The sequence below is a fragment of the Pseudoalteromonas sp. 0802 genome (assembly GCF_013350085.1).
Taxonomy (GTDB): domain Bacteria; phylum Pseudomonadota; class Gammaproteobacteria; order Enterobacterales; family Alteromonadaceae; genus Pseudoalteromonas.
This window is the reverse complement of record NZ_JABVXE010000011.1, coordinates 45389-66420: the sequence shown is the minus strand read 5'-3', so window position 1 is coordinate 66420 and position 21032 is coordinate 45389. Positions and strand designations below refer to the sequence as shown.

19 protein-coding genes and 1 tRNA gene are annotated in these 21032 nt (G+C 42.1%); 3 read left to right on the top strand and 17 right to left on the bottom strand.

Features of this window, described 5'->3' with window-relative positions; all coding sequences use genetic code 11:
- Positions 1–18: 18 nt before the first annotated feature.
- Positions 19–558 (bottom strand): DUF2058 domain-containing protein, encoded by a 540-nt coding sequence (locus HUS61_RS15355; protein WP_063701878.1) that lies wholly within the window; start codon positions 556–558, stop codon positions 19–21.
- A gap of 232 nt (positions 559–790) precedes the next feature.
- Here HUS61_RS15355 and HUS61_RS15350 point away from each other — a divergent pair, with 232 nt between their 5' ends.
- Positions 791–1927 (top strand): MFS transporter, encoded by a 1137-nt coding sequence (locus HUS61_RS15350; protein ID WP_175083043.1) that lies wholly within the window; start codon positions 791–793, stop codon positions 1925–1927.
- Here the strand turns inward: HUS61_RS15350 and HUS61_RS15345 are convergent.
- Together HUS61_RS15345 and HUS61_RS15340 are read right to left on the bottom strand one after the other, a co-directional pair.
- A complete protein-coding gene (locus HUS61_RS15345) occupies positions 1894–2394 on the bottom strand; it encodes a prolyl-tRNA synthetase associated domain-containing protein (RefSeq protein WP_062566636.1) in 501 nt (166 codons plus the stop codon). The genes HUS61_RS15350 and HUS61_RS15345 overlap by 34 nt on opposite strands.
- Positions 2395–2781, bottom strand: a complete 387-nt coding sequence (locus tag HUS61_RS15340; protein WP_054552444.1) for a hypothetical protein — start codon at positions 2779–2781, stop codon at positions 2395–2397.
- A 165-nt stretch (positions 2782–2946) separates the two neighbouring features.
- On the opposite strand from HUS61_RS15340, the gene HUS61_RS15335 reads away from it, so the two are divergent.
- Positions 2947–3022: transfer RNA gene (locus tag HUS61_RS15335), tRNA-Ala, on the top strand.
- 158 nt (positions 3023–3180) lie between these two features.
- Here the strand turns inward: HUS61_RS15335 and HUS61_RS15330 are convergent.
- A complete protein-coding gene (locus tag HUS61_RS15330; protein ID WP_062566637.1) occupies positions 3181–4428 on the bottom strand; it encodes a glutamate-5-semialdehyde dehydrogenase in 1248 nt (415 codons plus the stop codon).
- Positions 4425–5531, bottom strand: a complete 1107-nt coding sequence (gene proB, locus HUS61_RS15325; protein WP_175079156.1) for a glutamate 5-kinase — start codon at positions 5529–5531, stop codon at positions 4425–4427. Before proB ends, HUS61_RS15330 begins: the two co-directional genes overlap by 4 nt.
- Positions 5532–6440: 909 nt before the next feature.
- Here proB and HUS61_RS15320 point away from each other — a divergent pair.
- Entirely contained in the window at positions 6441–8300 is a 1860-nt protein-coding gene (locus HUS61_RS15320) for a sodium:proton antiporter (protein WP_175079157.1), read from the top strand.
- Between the two features lie 50 nt (positions 8301–8350).
- Here the strand turns inward: HUS61_RS15320 and HUS61_RS15315 are convergent, their stop codons facing one another.
- The 12 genes from HUS61_RS15315 to accB form a co-directional block, all read right to left on the bottom strand.
- Complete coding sequence (locus tag HUS61_RS15315; RefSeq protein WP_175079158.1) at positions 8351–8959, bottom strand: tetratricopeptide repeat protein; 609 nt, start codon at positions 8957–8959, stop codon at positions 8351–8353.
- Between the two features lie 112 nt (positions 8960–9071).
- Positions 9072–10385, bottom strand: coding sequence for an adenylosuccinate synthase (locus tag HUS61_RS15310; RefSeq protein WP_054552439.1), 1314 nt, complete (start codon positions 10383–10385; stop codon positions 9072–9074).
- A 226-nt stretch (positions 10386–10611) separates the two neighbouring features.
- Positions 10612–11490 (bottom strand): protease modulator HflC, encoded by an 879-nt coding sequence (hflC, locus tag HUS61_RS15305; RefSeq protein WP_175083044.1) that lies wholly within the window; start codon positions 11488–11490, stop codon positions 10612–10614.
- A 5-nt stretch (positions 11491–11495) separates the two neighbouring features.
- A complete protein-coding gene (gene hflK / locus HUS61_RS15300; RefSeq protein ID WP_054563492.1) occupies positions 11496–12662 on the bottom strand; it encodes an FtsH protease activity modulator HflK in 1167 nt (388 codons plus the stop codon).
- Between the two features lie 91 nt (positions 12663–12753).
- On the bottom strand, positions 12754–14043 hold the full coding sequence (gene hflX / locus HUS61_RS15295; protein WP_054563491.1) for a ribosome rescue GTPase HflX: 1290 nt from the start codon (positions 14041–14043) through the stop codon (positions 12754–12756).
- A gap of 17 nt (positions 14044–14060) precedes the next feature.
- Positions 14061–14324 (bottom strand): RNA chaperone Hfq, encoded by a 264-nt coding sequence (gene hfq / locus HUS61_RS15290; RefSeq protein WP_054552435.1) that lies wholly within the window; start codon positions 14322–14324, stop codon positions 14061–14063.
- Between the two features lie 80 nt (positions 14325–14404).
- Entirely contained in the window at positions 14405–15322 is a 918-nt protein-coding gene (miaA, locus tag HUS61_RS15285) for a tRNA (adenosine(37)-N6)-dimethylallyltransferase MiaA (protein WP_175079159.1), read from the bottom strand.
- A 15-nt stretch (positions 15323–15337) separates the two neighbouring features.
- Positions 15338–17182 carry a DNA mismatch repair endonuclease MutL gene (gene mutL / locus HUS61_RS15280; protein WP_175083045.1) on the bottom strand — a complete coding sequence of 615 codons (1845 nt, stop codon included), beginning with the start codon at positions 17180–17182 and terminating at the stop codon, positions 15338–15340.
- Between the two features lie 23 nt (positions 17183–17205).
- Positions 17206–18513 (bottom strand): N-acetylmuramoyl-L-alanine amidase, encoded by a 1308-nt coding sequence (locus HUS61_RS15275; RefSeq protein ID WP_251603658.1) that lies wholly within the window; start codon positions 18511–18513, stop codon positions 17206–17208.
- A gap of 66 nt (positions 18514–18579) precedes the next feature.
- Positions 18580–19053: a tRNA (adenosine(37)-N6)-threonylcarbamoyltransferase complex ATPase subunit type 1 TsaE gene (gene tsaE, locus HUS61_RS15270; RefSeq protein WP_055020890.1), complete on the bottom strand. Its 474-nt coding sequence runs from the start codon at positions 19051–19053 to the stop codon at positions 18580–18582.
- A gap of 142 nt (positions 19054–19195) precedes the next feature.
- A complete protein-coding gene (gene accC / locus HUS61_RS15265) occupies positions 19196–20536 on the bottom strand; it encodes an acetyl-CoA carboxylase biotin carboxylase subunit (RefSeq protein ID WP_054552430.1) in 1341 nt (446 codons plus the stop codon).
- Positions 20537–20559: 23 nt separating this feature from the next.
- Positions 20560–21030 carry an acetyl-CoA carboxylase biotin carboxyl carrier protein gene (gene accB, locus HUS61_RS15260; protein ID WP_175083047.1) on the bottom strand — a complete coding sequence of 157 codons (471 nt, stop codon included), beginning with the start codon at positions 21028–21030 and terminating at the stop codon, positions 20560–20562.
- Positions 21031–21032 lie beyond the last annotated feature (2 nt).

Below are 21032 nucleotides of genomic sequence, written 5' to 3'. Positions count from 1 at the left end.
CGGCAATAGAAACAGTCACTACCAAATTAAATCATCAGGTACTTCAAAATCAGCATACGGATCATCTTCATCCTTTTGCTTATCTTCAGGCTCAACATGGAACACTATGTAATCTTCGCTGACTTCAGCGACTTTTCGTGCTGGTTCGTCTTCCAGTACAAAAAATTGGCCTTCTAAAACACAAATTGCTAAACGGCCACCAGCTAGGGCCTTTTGTGTTTTTTCGTTTACTTCGAGTTCCTTCACTTTATTTTGATAAGTGAAGTTAAATGTACGATCACCACGGATTTCATCTTGGTTGTGATGCTCTAAAATCTGTTTAACGCGCGCTACTTGCTCACGTTGCTTTTGCTCTTCTAAACGCGCTTTATTAAGCTCATCGGCTTTTTTCTGCTGCTCAAGCTTAGTTTGTTCAATATGTTTTTGCAGATCGCTAGGATTACTCGTGGCGCCTTTCTTTTTCTTCTTTTGCTGTTTGCGCTTTTCTGTTTTGGCTACTTTAGCTTTATGTGCCGTAGTAAGACCAGCTTTAAGTAATTGATCTTGTAATGAACCCATGACGAAATTCCAATTTATTAATGCGTATTAGGGTTATTTTAATCAGCTCTGCCAACAAATAACAGTACTGAGCCCACTTGATTCACAGCAATCGAGTATATTGGTGTGAGATTAACACGCGATGAAATCATGACATATTGATTTAACGCAAGATTTATCATTTTAGTCGCCTTTGAACTTGTAAAAAAACCTGTACCCGATAAGCTAGGGCTTTTCCTCTTGGGAGCTAAAAATGCAGCTGCGACATTTGTTACTTTGCTCTGTGTTTATTTTCTTTGTTTTATACGCCCCACAACCCTTACTTGGATTATTTGCTAGTCATTTTTCTGTATCGCCAGCCACTGCTGGTAGCTTAATGACCGCAACTATGTTGCCACTAGCCATTGCTCCTTTAGTGTATGGCTTGTTTTTAGCTAAGCGAAACCCACTAACAATTCTAAAGATTGCTATGCTTGTGTTAGCAATCAGCTGTATCGCTTTTACTTTAGCACCAAGCTTTGAGTTGCTATTACTGGTTCGTTTTATACAAGGGATCACCCTACCCGCAGCGCTCACCGCTATGACCAGTTATATTGGTGTGACTTTTCAGGCTGACCAATTGCAACGTAATATGACGCTTTACATTGGCAGTACCATTGTTGGTGGCTACTTCGGACGTATGCTCGCTGCTTTGTTTACTGACTTTTTAAGCTGGCAAAGTTTTTATTACGTGATTGCGCTTGGCTTAGTACTGTTTGCACTCGCCATTCCTAAATCAAGTAAAGGCGCGAGTATTCATGCTGCAAAGTCGCCGCTGTTGTATCTAAAACAGTTAAAAGATCCGCTGGTATTAAAGCTCTACGGAGCGGTGTTTTGTATGTTCTTTTGTTTTGCGGCACTGTTAAATTATTTACCTTTCATTCTGCAAGACAGTTTTGCTATCACTAACACCCGAGACATCGGACTGGTTTACAGCGGTTATTTGCTTGGTGCACTAGCTTCTATAGCCACACCTTGGCTGTTACGAAAGTCATCAACACCTTGGCGTTTACTAACCTGGGTTTTTGTATTTTATAGCTTGACGATGGTGCTATTGATGAGCCAACAGTTATTACTTTTTGTTATTGCTTTTACTGGCTTTTGCGGTGCAATGTTTGTTATCCACTCAAGTGCCGCTCCACTGGTAAATAAAATCAGCAGTGCACCTGCAAGTGTCACCAATGGCGGTTATGTATCGTTTTATTATAGCGGTGGCGCATTAGGTTCGTTATTGCCTGGGCTGGTATATCAGCAACACGGCCAAGTTGCCTTTATGACCGTGCTACTTTTAGTCTGCTTAGTAGGTTTAAGCTTAGTTTATTTGGCAGGTAGAAATACGATACGCGGTTGATGCCCGGTACTTTCAAAAAACAGCTCTAAGTCACCTTTTTTCATCAGCCAAGTGGCGGTATTTTCAAAAGGGTGACAATGAAAAAGCTCGTTAAACCAAATTTCTTGGTCTAGCCAAAGAGTGACATTATTTTGCTTATCGTTTAACAGTGCCAACATAGAAACACAGCCCGGTGGCACTTTAAGATAACGCGCTAATCGCTCATCAGATGCAAACCCTAAACGCGATAACCCCTGCTGCTGAGCAATGGCTTTTAAGTCGAGTTGTTTGTCGTGAGCGGTGATCACTAAAAAGTGGCGCTTACCTTCGTTATCTCGTAAAAACAGGTTTTTTAAACGTGTGCCCGGTCTATCGAGCATAAACTTATCGGCATCTAAGCTGCCGTGTAATGGTGGATGCTCAATCACATCATAATTAATATCCAATTGAGCTAGCGTAGCAGCTAACTTGCTTTTATCTGCATACATTTACAAACAACGTCCTCGTAATTGCACACTTAAATCACGCCATAATACTTCGTCAATAACGTGTTTATCGTCGCAGTATTGTCGTTCTTTAAGCTCTTCATTTAATAATTCAACCGCTTGGTCTTCGAGCATAAGTTTTAAGTTGCTCGACTCTTCAAATACTTCTTGCTCGGCAAAATCTTTAAACTGCCTGCGTGTCATTGGCTTATCAAGATTAATCGGGCGCCTGCCCTGTGCTTTAACTGACACCACATAGGCAAAGATTTTATTGCCTTGCTCATCATTTTTTTCGTAAAACTGCTTATTATTGATTTCAAAAGGAGGCGCTTCTTCTTGGCTTGCGCAACCGGCAAGTAAAACAACCAAAAGCCATGCTATTTTTTTCATTATTGGATAAGCCTTGAACAGTGAATGCGCTTTAGTCTACCAAAAATAAAACAACAGAGTAAAAAATCGAACATTTTAAAAAAAATACTTGACCACAAATGCAAAAATATTTAAAGTTCACCCCGCTTGAGACGCAAGACTTAAGCATCCTGTATTTAGGAATGTGGGGCTATAGCTCAGCTGGGAGAGCGCCTGCCTTGCACGCAGGAGGTCAGCAGTTCGATCCTGCTTAGCTCCACCACTTTCCTACCTCTCTTTAGGCAATCTGCCAAATACTTAATAAAAACCAATACAATCTAAATTAAAGCGACTTTATTAGTCTTTCTGCCGTCTTCGTTTTATTTTAAACACAAAAAAACCGAGCAAAGCCCGGCTTTTTAAGCAATTACTTTTTAGTGATTATTCACGAATTTGGCCTTCGCCATTCACTAAGTATTTTTCAGTTGTAAGTGACTCTAGACCCATAGGACCATAAGCATGTAGCTTAGTTGTCGCAATACCAATCTCAGCACCTAAACCTAACTGTGAGCCATCAGAAAAACGCGATGACGCATTGACCATCACCACTGATGCATCCACGCTGCGTTGGAATAACTGCGCTGCAGCTTGGTCTTTAGTACAAATCACTTCGGTGTGGTTTGAACCAAACTTAGCAATATGATCAATGGCACCAGCAAAGTCAGGTACAACCTTGATTGCGATTTCTAAATCTAAATATTCTTCACCAAACTCGTCGTCAGCAAGTACTGTTGCATTATCAAAGTACTCGGCAGCTTTCGCATCTGCATTTACTTTTACGCCTTCTTGACGAAGAACAACTGCACACAGGTTTAAAAACTCATCAGCGATATCTTGGTGAACCACTAAGCCTTCTAGCGCATTACACACACCAGTACGCTGAGTTTTACCATTTAATAGTAAGTTGATTGCTACATTCAAATCAGCGTCTTTATCGACATAAAGGTGACATACACCTTTAAAGTGCTGAATCACTGGAATAGTGCTGTTTTCTGTTACAAAATTAATTAAACCTTCACCACCACGCGGAATGATTAAATCAATTGTTTCACGCTGTTGCATCAGCTCCATGAGTAGACCACGGTCTGGATCTGGGATCACTGAAATCAACGCAGCTGGTAAACCATGCTTTTCAAGTACTTTGTGCATTACACTTGCGATTGCTTGCGAACTACGAAGTGCTTCTTTACCACCACGTAAAATAACACCATTACCCGATTTAAAGCAAAGGGCGCCTGCATCAGCCGTCACATTTGGACGTGCTTCATAAATCATACATACAACACCCAATGGTACGCGCATCTTGCTGATCTTAATACCATTTGGACGCTCTGAAATTTCACGTAATTGACCTACAGGATCATCAAGGCTAACAATTACTTCGATACCTTCGGCCATTGCTTCAATACGCTCATCGTTAAGCGTTAAACGGTCAATCATCGATGCTGCAAGGTTGTTATCACGTGCTGCCGCTAAATCGCTTTCGTTCTCTTTGATGATAAAGGCTTTGCTTTCGCGTAGCGCCTCTGCCATCTCAGTTAACACTTGATTCTTAGTAGCAGTATCAAGTAAAGCTAACTGGGTTGCAGCTTTTGCAGCTTGACTCGAAATATCCGTAATTAAACTCATGACTTCTCCAATAATGCGATATCTTTCTCTGAAACAACTGGGCCGATTGAATCTTGCATTTTTTCGCTAAATTCACTTTGCTCGTTGTCAGCAATAAAATTCAATAAACAGCTACTGTAGTTCGCTGTTGCTTTTGCTAGACGCGTACCATCATCACTACGAACTAATATGGTATCGCCTACGCCAAATTCTCCGTGTACTGCAACGATTTCATCGCTACGAATACAACCGTCTTCATCTGTTAATGATTCATCGAATGAACCTTCAACGACAACCTCACCTTGCTCATTAGCGGTGTGAGTCATCCAATGCACTGCTTCTTGCATTGGTTTTTCGTATGGTGTGAAGATAGTACCTGGGTTGTCACCCGCAAGCAGTCGGTTAAATGTCTCTTCTTTAAAACCATTTAAAATAAAGGTTGTAATACCATGTGAAGTGGCTTTTTCAGCCGCTTCGATTTTCGTTTTCATACCACCTGTACCAACGGCACTAGTTGCACAACCGGCCATGGCGTAAATTGATTCATCGATGCTGTCAATTTCAGGTAATAACACTGCATCTTCATGCAAATTCGGGTTTTTGTCATAAAGACCATCAACATCCGAAAAAATCATCAATGCATCTGCGTCCGCCGCTGCGGCTACCATTGCCGACAAGTTATCATTGTCGCCAACTTTTAAATCGTCGGTAGTTACCGTGTCATTCTCATTAATGATAGGTAATACACCATGCTCAAGTAAGGTGAAAACGGTTTCACGGATACTTGTGTAACGCTCACGATCACGTAAGTCACCATGAGTTAATAAAATCTGTGCTGATGGGAAATCAAAGAAGCGATCCCACATCGCCATCATTTCTGTCTGACCGGCAGCAGCCATTGCTTTTTTCATCGTCACTGAACGTTTTTCTTGTTCAGGGAATAAATGAGAACCAGCAGCTACCGAACCCGATGATACTAAAATAACTTCGATACCTTGCGCTCGACAGCGAACGATGAACTGTGCAATGGTCAGTAAATAACGAGAGCGACACCCGTCTTGTTCGGGTGCGATTAATGCGCTACCTACTTTTAGTACTATACGTCGCCAATTTAACTTTTGCATAACTGTTCAACTTTCCATTTTACTATCTGTTCAGTGCCAATTTGCCACTGATTAAAAGACTCGCGCTTAGCTTTACTAAACGCACTGACTATTATCACTTTGCCAAACCACTTATCTATGCACACGACTACGCCACGCAAGTACTGCGATTAGATATAGCACAACTTTTATTCAGTCAGTAGACCAAACGGTTATAAACCATAAGTTGATAAAAAAAGATAAGTGTTGTTTATGTATCGCTGTAAAAAGCTGTGTGCGGCTTTTATTAATAACAACATACATAGAGCCTATACAATCTGGTACACCAACAGATAGGGTGTAGATTGTATGACCGAGATTTAGCTGCCACGATGGGAGCTAAACATTGACCAGATAATGAACTTATATTCTATTCAACACGTAATAAATATGCACTGAACAACTTAGAGCTCATTTCTATTTAATTAGAAAACAAAGTGTATAAAACACTAATAATGTCGCAAACAAGTATCTTTTCAGAAAGCTAAGCTATAAAGAGTGTCTCTAAAGCTAATAACTATTTAGATATCAAATTGTTTGAACACGAACTATAATACGGGAAATCAGGGTCAAAGATCAAGTGCAAAAAGTAGTCATAACTTTTATACTTACCATAAACATAGAAAATATACATTTATTAACAGTACCTTAGGCGCGCAATTTTATTGTGTAATAATTTTTAACGACCCTAGCAGGGTTTAATTTCATAAACACACCCAAAAAGTATTAATAACGACTAAAATCGTATTTGAAGCAACGAGTTTGCTTGTATCCATGACGGTGAGTAGGCTTTAATAGGCAAGCATTATTTTAATAATGTCAGCAACTAATGACGCGATTATCTAAGGCGTTGGCATTTTAAATTGTAGTAACTAAAGGATAATTCATTCTATGTCAGCAATTTTTATAGCAGGGATCGCCTTGTGCTCAGTATTAGCACAATGGGTAGCTTGGGCGTTTCGTGTACCGGCTATTTTATTTTTACTACTAACAGGTTTAATTCTCGGGCCTTTTAGTGGCGTACTAGAACCAGATGCATTGTTGGGAGATTTATTATTCCCAGTGGTTTCTTTAAGTGTGGCAGTGATTTTATTCGAAGGTTCACTCACTCTGCACTTTCGAGAACTTAAAGGGATTGGCAAGGTAGTTCGTAACCTTTGTTCAATCGGAATGATCACAACATGTTTGGTGATAAGTTTAAGTGCCTATTGGATTCTAGAACTTAATTGGCGTGTAGCCGCTGTACTTGGTGCGGTACTTGTTGTAACAGGCCCTACGGTTATTGCACCGTTATTAAACTCTATGAGACCAAACCAAGACATAGACCGCATTTTACGCTGGGAAGGCATAGTAATAGACCCTATTGGTGCCTTATTTGCTGTATTGGTTTTTGAAGCTGTCATGCTGGTAGGCCAAGGCGAGGTACTAAGTCATACCATTATCGCGTTATTTAAAACTCTCGGTGTAGGTTTAACCATTGGTGTGGTTGCAGGCTGGCTTACAACGCTGCTTATTCGTAGAGAGTGGCTGCCGTTTGAGTTACACAAGTTTGGTATTCTTGCCTTAGTACTCATCAGTTTTACGGTTTCAAACCACCTAAGCCATGAATCTGGCCTACTCGCCGTTACCGTGTTTGGTATTTGGCTTGCCAACCAAGACGAACTTGAAATTGACTCTGTACTTGAGTTTAAAGAAGACCTTTCGATGATCTTGATTTCATCGTTATTCATCTTACTTGCAGCCCGCCTACAGCTATCAGATTTAATGATGTTACATAGCGATGTGTTTATTTTCTTAGCCATCGTGCTTTTTGTGGCTCGCCCAGCGTGTATTGCAATATCGACTTTTAAAACCGACTTACCTATCAAGTCTCGTTTAGTGCTGGCTTGGATTGCTCCGCGAGGTATTGTTGCAGCTGCGGTAGGCTCTGTATTCGCGTTAAGTATGGTGGAAGCTGGCATTGCCGATGCTGAAAAAATGGTACCACTCATATTCACGGTGATCATTGTCACTGTAGTACTACAAAGCTTAACGGCAACACCATTGGCAAAGCTGTTAAAAGTGCGCCAACCTGCACCAAATACAATTTTGATTATTGGTGCTAACCATGTAGCAAGAGCCATCGCACGCGGTTTAAAAGATCAAAACATTCCGGTGCACTTGTCTGATCCTGCATGGGAGAACTGCAAAATGGCACGCATGGATGGCTTACCTTGTTACTATGGTAATCCGCAGTCAGAGCATGCTGAGCGTTATTTACCGTTAACGACGATTCGTAGCGTACTCGCGCTTTCGCCTAACCGTCACCACAACGCATTAGGCGTGCAGTATTTCTCGCATTTACTTGACGAAAAAGATGTATTTTCACTGCGTTCTTCAACCAACCACGCTAAAGCAAATAAAGACAGTGCGACCTTCTTATCGCGACAAATTCTGTTTGGCGACAATGGCGCTTATGCGCGCTTAAGTAGCTTAATTGCCAAAGGCGGCAAAGTCAGTGCAACACGTATTTCAGAAGAGTTTAGTTGGGAGCAATACAAAGACGTTAATAGCGAAGCTATCCCGCTGTTTATTTTAAATGGTGAGAAAAGTGATGATGACGATTCACCTATTAAAATTCGCCCGTTCACTACAAATATGGAAAAAACACCTCAAGTAGGTGAACGTATTGTGGCACTACAGCCACCTAAATTATCGGTACTAAAAGACCCGAACAGCGGCAAACCAAAAGAAACTAAAGAAGAGAAATAAAAAAAGGCCAGCATTAGCTGGCCTTTTTATTTGCATGTATTTTTATTTGCCTACATAGGTAAACGGGCGCGTGCAACGACGCTGTCTGGCATTTTTTCGGCAAGCTTAGCGAGTAAACTTTCGACTTTCTTGTGAGTTGCTTTATCGGCAACCATTGAATGAAATAACCAACGGTAGGCATCTTCATAATCGCGCGGGCTGCCATAACCTTGATTAAATAGGTTAACCAGTCGCATTTGTGCCTTTAAGTTGCCTTGGGCTGATGCTTCTCGTAAATAGGTTACCGCCATCGCTTTATCTTGCTGCACTAACTGGCCTACATCGTAGTAGCGACCAAGTTGCTCTAATGCCGCGCCTAGCCCTTGTTGAGCAGCCTGACGCATGTAATAAACCCCTAACTCTACATTGCGGTCTACACACACTGCATAAGCTAGCATATCGCCATACAGGAACTGATATGATGGTAGTGCCATTTTATTGGCTCGTGCCTCGATATCTTGCACTAACTGGCAATCATCTGCCTTTACACGTGCTAGGTGTGCATTTTTATTGATCAAGCCAATTAACTCGCTCTCTGTGTACAGAGGCACAGCTGTTATAGGCTCTTCAGCCATGCTTAGGCTTGAGAAGAGTAATGTTAAAGGCAATAAAACACGCATCAAAATCACTTAAATAAAGTCAGTCTTAGCAAATAATATACAATTATCATTCCAGAGTGAATTTCGGGCACAAAAAAAGCTGCCGAGGCAGCTTTTTCAGTCACTATGACGATTATGCAAACGGGCTGCGTAATACCATAGTTTCTACACGATCTGGGCCAGTAGAGATGATATCAACTGGAACACCAGTGATTTCTTCAATACGTTTGATGTAATCAAGTGCCGCTTGCGGTAATTGATCAACTGACGTAGCACCTACTGTGTTTTCTGACCAGCCTGGCATCTCTTCGTATACTGGTGTTACTTTCTCGTAACCTTCAGCTGCTAATGGTGTAACGTTCGTTACTGTGCCATCTTCTAACTGGTAACCAGTACAGATTTTTAATGTTTCTAAACCGTCTAAAACGTCTAGTTTAGTTAAACAGAAACCTGAGATACTGTTGATTTGCACTGCGCGGCGCATTGCCACTGCATCTAACCAACCTGTACGGCGTAAACGACCTGTCGTTGCACCGAACTCATGACCTTTATCACCTAAGTGCTTACCAACTGGATCTTGTTTATCAAGACCGTCGTAAAGCTCTGTAGGGAATGGACCAGAACCTACACGTGTAGTGTAAGCTTTAATAATACCTAGCACGTAATCAAGGTGTAATGGACCAAAACCAGCACCTGTTGCTACACCACCAGCCGTTGTGTTTGATGATGTTACGTACGGGTAAGTACCGTGGTCGATATCAAGTAATGTACCTTGCGCACCTTCAAATAAAATGTTGTCGCCCGCTAAACGCGTTTGATCAAGAAGCTCAGTAACATCAACAACCATTGCTTTTAAGATATCTGCGATAGCCATTGCATCATCAAATGTCTTTTGGAAGTCAACTGGTTCAGCTTTGTAGTAATGCTCTAATGTGAAGTTATGGTATTCCAATACTTCTTTAAGCTTGCTAGCAAACTGTTCAGGGTTGAATAAGTCACCTACACGTAAACCACGACGTGCTACTTTATCTTCATAAGCTGGACCGATACCACGACCTGTAGTACCAATTGGCTTATCGCCACGTGCTTTTTCACGGGCTAAATCTAATGCAATGTGGAAAGGTAAAATTAATGGACATGCTTCGCTGATTAATAAGCGCTCACGTACTGGTACGCCACGCTCTTCTAGCATGCCGATTTCTTTCATTAATGCTTCTGGTGATAAAACAACACCGTTACCGATCACACACTTAACATTGTCACGTAATACACCCGATGGAATAAGGTGTAAAACCGTCTTTTCACCGTTGATTACCAGAGTATGGCCTGCGTTATGACCACCTTGATAACGAACTACTAAAGATGCTTTGTCTGTAAGGAGGTCAACTACCTTACCCTTACCTTCGTCACCCCATTGGGTGCCTAGTACAACAACGTTTTTACCCATTGCAAATTCACTTAGAAAAAATTAGGACGAGATTTTATCAGAAAACGAGGTGAAAGATCACCCCGTTTAGCTTATTTTTTCTGCGCCTGAATTTTTATCATCTTAATTACTTAAACAACTACATGCAGAACAGGGGTTTATAAAATAGTTAAGGATAAAAATTAATCACGTGCAGAAACAAAAAAAGCCCTACAAACTGCAGGGCTTTTTATCACACAAATATTAATTACTGTGCTTTTGTACCTTTCATATAATTAAAGAAGTCGCTATCAGGTGAAATCACCATCACGTCTTGCTTATTTTTAAAGGTATTTTTGTACGCTTCTAGGCTGCGCATAAAACCAAAGAATTCTGCATCTTTGTTATAAGCGTTAGCATAGATAGCGGCTGCATCGGCATCACCTTGACCACGAACAGTACGCGCATTACGCTCAGCGTCTGCAAGCATTACTGTTACACGGCGGTCGACTTCTGCACGAATTGTTTCAGCTTTCTCTTGACCTTCAGAACGGTGCTCTTTTGCAACCGCAGTACGCTCAGCACGCATACGTTGGAAGATTGAACTACTCACTTCTTGTGGTAAGTTAATTTGCTTAACGCGTACATCAAGTACTTCAATACCTAGCTCTTGTGCACTTTCAGACGCTTGAACTAATGCTTCTTCCATCAGCTCACTACGCTCACCAGAAACGATCTCTCTGATAGTACGAGAACCGAAGTTAGTACGAAGACCATTATTTACCTTTTGCTTAAGTAGTGTTTCAGCGTATTGCTTATCACCACGAGCACGCAGGTAGAATGCACTAAAGTCATTAATGCGCCACTTAACGTAAGAATCAACGATTAAGTCTTTTTTCTCACTTGTTACGAAACGGTCTGGTGCACCATCTAGCGTTTGAATACGTGCATCTAAACGACGTACTTGGCTAAAGAAAGGCACTTTTAGGTGTAAACCTGGGCCGTACACTACCGCTTTATCATCACTGTCTTTTTCAACTTTGCTGAATAACAGTACAATTGCTTTCTCGCCTTCTTGCACAACAAAAATTGAAGAGAAAGACAGCACAATAGCAATGGCAAGTATTACTAAACTAAAATTTTTCATCTTGCTTATCTCCCCTCATTAAAACGGTCAGTTGCGAAACGGTCATTGCTTGAATTTACCGTGCTGTTACGCGACGTGTTTATTTTATTGCGAAGGTCTTTGATATCACTTGAGCTTGGTAATGCAACACGTGTTGCTGTACCTTGCTTTTCCATGATTTTATCAAGCGGTAAATACATCATGTTATTACCACCTTCAACATCAACTAACACTTTAGAGCTGTTACCTAACACTTCTTCCATCGCATCGATGTAAAGACGCTTACGAGTTACCTCTTTAGCAGCTTGGTACTCAGGTAATAGCTTTTCAAAACGCGCTACCTCACCTTGTGCTTCTAATGTAATACGTTCACGGTACGCTTCTGCTTCTTGCGTCATACGAGTAACTTGACCACGGGCACGAGGTTCAATTTCACGAGCATAGGCTTCTGCTTCACGGATGAAACGCTCTTCATCTTCTTGTGCAGCAATAGCGTCATCAAACGCGTCTTTTACTTCACCCGGCGGACGTGAATCTTTAAAGTTCACATCGCTTACAATAATACCTAGATTGTATGGCTCGATGATTTTGTTAAGCTCATCCCACGTTTGTTGACGCACTAACTCACGACCTGTTGTTAGTACTTGGTCCATTTTTACGTGGCCAATCACATAACGTAATGCACTATCAAGTGCTTGTTGTAAGCTGTGGTCAGCATCAGTAACGCTGAACTTGTAAAGATGTGGGTCGATAACACGGTACTGTACTTCAAACTCTACATTTACCACGTTTTCGTCTTCGGTAAGCATAAAACCTTTAGCAGATAACGAGCGTACCGCTTCGATATCAACAGGGATCACGCGTTCAATGAAGGTCATTTTCCAACGTAAGCCAGGTTCTGCAATGCGATCGTATTGCCCAAATTGTAAAACAATACCGCGCTCAGCTTCTTTTACCGTGTAAATACCACTTAATGCCCATACAATGATGGCAATAATAAGGATGAAAGAAATGCCTGCGCCACCAAGTCCACCGCCGTTTTTACCTGGCTTATTACCACCAAATAAACCGCCAAACTTGTTGCCGAACTTACGCATTACCTCGTCTAAATCAGGTGGGCCTTGATCTTTTCCGCCTTTATTATTCCACGGATCTTTATCATTGCCATTATTACCCGGTTCATTCCAGGCCATAGCTATACTCCATTGTTATCTAAATGAATTAGGTTAAATCTATCAAATCTGCAGCATTTCTCATACTAAAAAAGACAAATGCTGGTGATTTTTAATCAGTCACTACGAAAGAGTCAAGGTCTTGTCCCATCTCTTTTTTCAAGCGATTCCATTCTGCCATTGGCAAGCGTACCGATAATAACCAGTTTCCTTGCTCATCAAAACACTCTTGATGAACTGCATTTAAGTTGAATAATGCTGCGCGAATACGACCATGTTGTGGTGGTAATTTTAGCTCATCAGCAAACATCTTTTTGGCAAGTAACTCATTAATTGCCTCACTTAACAGTTCACAACCAACGCCAGTGCGCGCCGACAACCAGACTCGTACCGGTTGACCTTCGTCGTTTCTATCTATACGTGGCGCAACGTCATCTAGCGCATCAATTTTGTTATAAACCAATAATTGCGGCACTTCATCTGCTTCTATTTCTTTTAAAACAGACTGTACTTGCTCAATATTTTCTTTTCGACGAGGGTCTGCCACATCGATAACATGTAGCTGTAAATCAGCTTCACGGGTTTCTGTTAAGGTTGCTTTAAATGCTGCAACAAGGTCGTGTGGTAAGTGACGAATAAAACCTACCGTATCAGCTAAAATAATTGGACCTATATCGCCGATATCCAACTTACGTAAGGTTGGATCTAGGGTTGCGAATAGCTGGTCAGCAGCATACACATCTGAGTCTGTAATACGGTTAAATAACGTTGATTTACCCGCATTGGTGTAACCTACCAGTGACACAGTTGGGATTTCATTTCGCGTACGCGCACGTCGTCCCTGCTCACGTTGAACAGCAACTTTATCTAAACGGGCACGAATGTTTTTAATTCTTGCGCGCAGTAATCGTCTATCGGTTTCGAGCTGGGTTTCACCTGGGCCACGTAAACCTATCCCGCCTTTTTGTCTTTCAAGGTGGGTCCAACCACGGATCAAGCGAGTAGAAATGTGGCGTAACTGAGCTAACTCAACCTGAAGTTTACCTTCGTGAGTACGCGCTCGCTGCGCAAAAATATCTAAGATCAAACTCGTACGATCAAGAACGCGGCACTGGCAAACGCTTTCTAAATTGCGTTCCTGTGACGGACTAAGTTGATGGTTGAAAATAATGACATCTGCATTGTGGATTTTGACAGTTTCAGCGATTTCTTCTGCTTTTCCGGTCCCGACGAAAAGTTTCGGATGTGGTGCTTGACGACTGCCTTGCACAATCGCCAAACTACTAACACCAGCAGAAGATACCAACAACTCTAATTCGTGAAGATCTTCGCGATCCCCCTCTTTAGGTAAGTCGATATGAACTAAAACTGCCTGTTCGCCGGCTTCATAACGGTCAAACAAGCATTACGCTCCTAAGTTTAAAAATTTCCAGATTCTTGCTCTTCTGAATCATCACTTCCTTGAACGCCTTGGAAGTTAACAGAACGCGCTGGAACAACAGTTGAAATAGCGTGTTTATACACCATTTGATTTACGGTGTTTTCAAGTAAAATAACAAATTGGTCAAATGACTGGATTTTACCCTGCAATTTAATGCCATTAACCAAAAAGATTGATACTGGAATGCGCTCACGACGTAACGCATTTAAAAATGGGTCTTGTAACGACTGGCCTTTTGCCATGTTATTTTCCTTCGTTCTAGGTGTTATTATAATTAAGTAGCTGAACTAATTTAACAAAGCTAAAAAACTTCCAGCTACTACTAGCTTAGCGAACTTACTACACGTTGCAAGTTTTCTTCATCACCCGTGGTCAACCAAGTTACTTCAGGCCAACCTCTTAACCAAGTGAGTTGTCGCTTGGCTAACTGCCGTGTGGCTGCAATACCACGAAAGACCATTTCATCATAGTCAATTTCGCCAGCAATGTAATCCCACATTTGTCTATAACCCACACAACGAATCGAAGGCAGGTCTGGGTGTAAATCCTTACGTTTATATAGGGATGAAACTTCATTTTCAAACCCCTGGTCGAGCATTATTTTAAACCTTTTCTCAATTCGCTGATGTAATTCACTGCGATCATCAGGTGCAATGGCAAATTGATGGAAAGTATAAGGAAGCTCAGGCTGCTTTTGTTTTTGCAGCTCAGTCATTGTTTTGCCTGTAATACGATACACTTCTAATGCACGATTAATTCTTTGCGAATCATTTTCGCTCATTTTGTTCGCTGCATCAGGATCGATTTTCACAAGCTCTTTATGCAAATGTGGCCAGCCAAACTGCTTTGCTTCCTTTTCAAGTTCAGCACGTACTTCAGGTGATGCCTCTGGTAGCGGTGATAAGCCATCAATAAGTGACTTAAAATACATCATTGTACCGCCAACCAATACAGGTACTTTACCTTGCTGATGAAATAGATCAATCTTTTCAATTGCATCACGGCGAAAATCTGCCACTGAATAACTATCTGCTGGGTCGATAATATCGATCAAGTGATGCGGCGCACGAGCAAGCTCTTCGGCATTTGGCTTTGCTGTGCCGATGTCCATATCTTTATAGACTAATGCTGAATCAACACTGATTATTTCTGTGTTTAAATGCTCACACAGCGAAATTGCTAAATCTGTTTTCCCTGCAGCGGTTGGTCCCATTAAAAAAATGACGGGTAAGTTATTCAAGCCTAAATACCTTGCTTAGTTTAAAAACTGAGATAGTTCTATTTTAACTGCTTTTTGACGTAAACGTTGCATAGTTTGTGGATTATTTTCTAACCGAGCCACTTGCTCCAAAAAGGCTTGGCTTGCGTAATAGCGTGCTGGGATTTGCTGAGCTAACCAAGCTAACCATTCATCGAGTGAACTTGGTGAGGCTTTACAGCCTGCAATAAGTCGCTCAATAGCATCACTTACATCAAGTAAATAGACACAAGGCGGAAGCTTTTTCACCATCACAAACTGTTTTTCAATGACTAAATCAAAACCAAGTAAGGTAAACCACGACTGCTGAGCATTTAACGCGCTAATATCATCAGCACTTGCATTTACTCGCACAGGTAACAACAAGGCTTTGCCATCAAGGCTACCTGCTTGCTCTACGTGCGCTTGCCAGTCGAGTGCTAATGCATGCTTAAAGTGCGCAGCAAAGAGTTGGTTGTCTTCACTAAATACGCACTCGCCTTCTCGTACATGAATAAGCTTGGCAAGCTTTGCTTGCTCTACAACCGGTGTTGTAACACTTGGTTCTGGGCGTACTTGGTCAAAATGCGCAGCATGTTGCTCGCTGATCCCTTGATAAAATGCATTGACATCTTGGTGCGATGTTTCACTGCGACCTTGGCTGTCACTACTAAAACCACCGCTAGAGCGCCCTGCTCCTGTTGCCCCAGAATAACTCGCTAAACGTGTCGGCTGTAATTCAGATTTAGGGTAATCATACTGCTCTGTTGACGCTGATTGAGTAAAACTTGGCTGTGTGCTGCTTGAGTGCGTCTCATCAAACGGAGCATGCTGAAAAGCAGTGTCATTATGCTCTGTAAAACCAGCTTCGTGCTGAAGCGGCACCACCACTTGTTTTATTGCCTGCAGGATAAAGTCATGCACTAAACGGCCTTGATGAAAACGCACTTCATGTTTTGCTGGGTGCACGTTTACATCGACCTGACGTGGGTCAATATCAATATAAATGACAAAACCGGGTAGCTCTTCTGAGCCTGCGACTTCTTCAAAGGCTTGGCGGATTGCATGCAAAATGAGTTTATCGCGCATCATGCGATTATTCACATAGGTATATTGCGTGCTATTCGTTGAGCCCACGGGTAATACCCAACCGCGCAGCATCAAACCAGCTTCACCTGATTGAATATGCAGCCCCTGCTCACTAAATGCTTTGCCAGCAACTTGAGCAACACGCGCTATTGCTTGCTCAGGGTTTGGTTTAGCACGGTATTGACGGACAACCTTGCCGTTATGAGTCAGGGTAATAGAAACATCAAAACGACTCAGCGCAATACGCTTAATAAGCTCATCAATATGTGAAAACTCGGTTTTCTCGGTGCGAAGAAATTTACGTCGCGCAGGGGTATTAAAAAATAAGTCTTTCACCTCAATGGTGGTGCCATCAGGGTGTGCGGTTGGCTTAATCTGCACCGCCATATCACGACCTTCAGCAAACGCTTGCCATGCAGCCTCTTGCTGCTTTGGCTTTGAGCTTAAGGTTAAGCGAGAAACAGAACTAATTGATGCTAACGCTTCACCACGAAAGCCAAGTGAACAGATGTTCTCTAGGTCATCGAGTGACTTAAGCTTACTCGTGGCATGGCGCGACAAGGCTAATGTTAGCTCATCTTTATTAATGCCAGAGCCATTATCGCGAATGCGAATAAGCTTATGACCGCCACGCTCAATATCTATTTGAATGCGCGTTGCGCCAGCATCTAAACTGTTTTCTACCAGCTCTTTAACAACGGATGCTGGGCGTTCAACCACTTCACCCGCAGCAATTTGGTTAGCCAATCGCGCGGGTAGTATTTCTATACTCATAGTGTTCCTAACACGAAAATTGACTAGCTTTGAGGAATATCAAGCTCTTGACCAATAAATAAGGTATTTGATTTTAAGTTGTTGGCCGTTTTTAGCTTACTCACAGAGGTGTTATATCTGCTTGCTAAAATACTTAACGACTCACCAGGGCGAACTTTGTGTTTAGTCGGAAACTGCGACTTTAACTTAGCGAAAAGCGAGTCATCTGGCGGGTTTTGCATATAGTAATTTTTAATCGAGGTGAAAATTGCTTTAGCTAAGCGCTCCTGATGCTGCGCCGTTTTTAGCATTCGCTCTTCGCGTGGATTCGAGATAAACCCTGTTTCAACCAAAATAGAGGGAATATCAGGTGACTTTAATACTGCAAGGCTCGCCGCTTGTGGGCGTTTCTTATGCATTTTAGCCACTTTTCGTAATTCGCTAACCACTTCTTCTGCGACACTAAAGCCTGTTTTCATCGAGTGATCCATCGACATATCTAGCAGTGCTTGCGCTAAATATTTTTCGCTTGCGGTATCTTTTAATACCCCAGCTGCACCACCTAAAAGCTCCGAGTGTTTTTCTTTATCCTCAATCCATTTACCAATTTCTGAATTTGCACGGCGCAGTGATAACACCCACACAGAAGCACCGTTTGGCTGCGGGCTGGTAAATGCATCCGCATGAATCGACACAAAGAAGTCAGCTTTTTTCTTACGGGCAATGCTAGTACGAGTGTTTAGATTTACAAAGTAGTCACTACGGCGCACCATCCGCGAAATCATGCCTTTTTCAGCATCTATCATTCGCTCTAAGCGCTTCGCTATTTGTAGCGTAATGTCTTTTTCATAAGTGCCCGATGGACCAATTGAACCAGGGTCTTCACCACCATGACCTGCGTCTATGGCAATAACTATATCGCGCTCTTGATGAAGCTCGCGTTTTTTCACACTGGTATTGGTCGAAGCAACAGGCTCTGCCTTCGGTGTTTTATCAACAAGGTCAACCACTAAACGATGCTTGTATGGGTCGGTAGGTAGTAAAGCAAACACAACGGGTTTACTAGCACGGGCTAGCTCAAAAACAAAGCGCACACTTTTGCTATCTTTAGGTTTCGAGTAACGTAGTTTAGAAACAATCTGATGCTTTTTAGGAATAGCAGGCAAGCTATCTAGTTTGTCGGTATTTTTTAAATCAATGACTAAACGAGCTGGATTTTTCAGCATGAAATAGCTGAAATCAGGTTTATCGTTTAAATCAAAGACCACACGAGTGCTGTCAGGTGAAGGCCACACACGTACGCTATTAATAGTATTTTGTGCAAGCGCAATTTGGCTCACAACCAATAACATCAAAGTAGTTAATAGTTTAAACGTACAACGACCCATTTTTACTAATACACCTTTATTTTTATATGTTTATTCTTGCGCACTCTTAAGTTGCTGAACAATTGCCTGACCACGCTCGGTTAAGCTGTTAATTGCAATAGCACGTGCCTCGCCTTCATAGCGTAGGGTGATATCAAGATCCGGTGTTGGAATAAATTCGCCGCCTTTTTCAGGCCATTCCACAACACAAATAGCCTGTGGTGAAAAATAGTCACGAATTCCCATATATTCAAGTTCTTCAGGGTCACCTAAGCGATATAAATCAAAGTGATAGACATCAGCTTTAGCTAATTGGTAAGGCTCAACCAGTGTATAAGTTGGACTCTTAACCTTACCTTGATGACCGAAACCTTGCACGATACCACGGGTTAATGTCGTTTTACCGGCACCTAAATCACCATGTAAATAGATGACTGCTCCTTGCTCCATTAAGGTTGCAAGTTGCTTACCCATATTAACCGTTGCTGCTTCATCAGCGAGTGGAAAACCAACACTGTCGGTCATTATTACCTCATGAAAAACTAAAAACACATTACTTTGTTAATCATACCAGAATAATTTTGTAAGGCGAGAGCCGCTCTTATGCCTAGTTTGACAAAAAAAAGCCGGCAAAGTTGCCGGCTTTTTAGCTTAAACAGAATTTTGTTTACAGACCTAGTTTCTTCTCAAGGTAGTGGATGTTTGTACCACCGTTTTGGAAGTTTTCATCTGCCAAGATTTTCTTGTGCAGTGGTGTGTTGGTCTTGATGCCATCGATCACTAATTCGTTTAACGCATTGCGTGAACGAGCAATAGCTACATCACGGTTTTCACCGTAACAGATCAACTTACCAATCATTGAATCGTAATGAGGGGGTACTGTGTAATCTGCGTAGATGTGGCTGTCCCAACGAATACCTAAACCGCCAGCAGGGTGGAATCGCGTGATTTTACCTGGTGATGGAATAAAGGTGTCTGGGTCTTCCGCATTAATACGGCACTCAATTGCATGACCACGAATAACCACATCTTCTTGTGTGAATGATAATGGTTGACCCGCTGCAATTTTTAGCTGCTCTTTGATTAAGTCAACGCCAGTGACCATTTCTGTTACTGGGTGCTCAACCTGAATACGGGTATTCATTTCGATGAAATAGAACTCGCCGTTTTCGTATAAGAATTCGAACGTACCTGCACCGCGATAACCGATTTCGATACATGCACGAGTACAACGGTCACCAATGAACTTACGCATTTCAGCTGTGATACCTGGCGCTGGCGCTTCTTCAACAACTTTTTGGTGACGACGTTGCATTGAACAATCACGCTCACCTAAGTGAACTGCATTGCCTTGACCGTCTGCAAGTACTTGAACTTCGATGTGACGTGGGTTTTCAAGGAATTTTTCCATGTAAACCATACCATTACCGAAGAACTGCTTTGCTTCTTGCTGAGTAAGAGCGATTGAATCAATCAGTTCTTTTTCGCTGCGAACAACACGCATACCACGACCACCGCCGCCGCCTGCTGCTTTAATGATTACAGGGTAACCAATACGCTTAGCGATTTGAATGTTGCGCTCACTGTCTGCCGTTAATGGGCCATCAGAACCTGGTACACAAGGTACACCGGCTTTACGCATCGCTTCGATTGCAGAAACTTTGTCACCCATTAAACGAATTGTGTCGCCTTTAGGACCGATAAATACAAAGCCGCTTTGCTCAACTTGATCAGCAAAGTCTGCATTTTCAGAAAGGAAACCATAACCTGGGTGGATAGCAACTGCGTCTGTTACTTCTGCCGCTGCAATAATGCGCGGAATATCTAAGTAACTTTCAGTGGCTGCTGGTTTACCAATACAAATTGTTTCGTCTGCCAGTAACACGTGCTTAAGATCACGGTCTGCCGTTGAATGCACAGCAACAGTTTTGATCCCAAGCTCTTTGCAGGCGCGCAGTACGCGAAGTGCAATTTCACCTCGGTTTGCAATGACTACTTTATCTAACATAGAGTTGGCCTTTTGTTGCGCTATTATTCAATGATGAATAAAGGTTGATCGAATTCTACTGGCTCGCCATTTTCAACTAAGATAGCTTTTACTGTGCCTGCTTTATCAGATTCGATTTGGTTCATCATCTTCATTGCTTCAACGATACATAACGTATCGCCAACATTTACTTTAGAACCTACTTCTACGTATGGTGCTGCTTCTGGAGAAGCCGCTGAGTAGAATGAACCAACCATAGGAGATTTAACTTGATGGCCAGTCGGTGCAGCTGGAGCAGCCGCTTCTGCTGCTGGTGCCTCTGCTACTGGAGCTGGAGCTGGTGCCGCTGCTGGCGCAGGTGCTGCAAACTGTTGTGGTGCATACTGCATTGCAGGTGCTGCAGACATATTGTTACGATTGATGCGTACTGACTCTTCACCTTCAGTGATTTCTAATTCAGCAATACCAGATTCTTCTACTAATTCGATAAGTTTTTTGATCTTGCGAATATCCATTG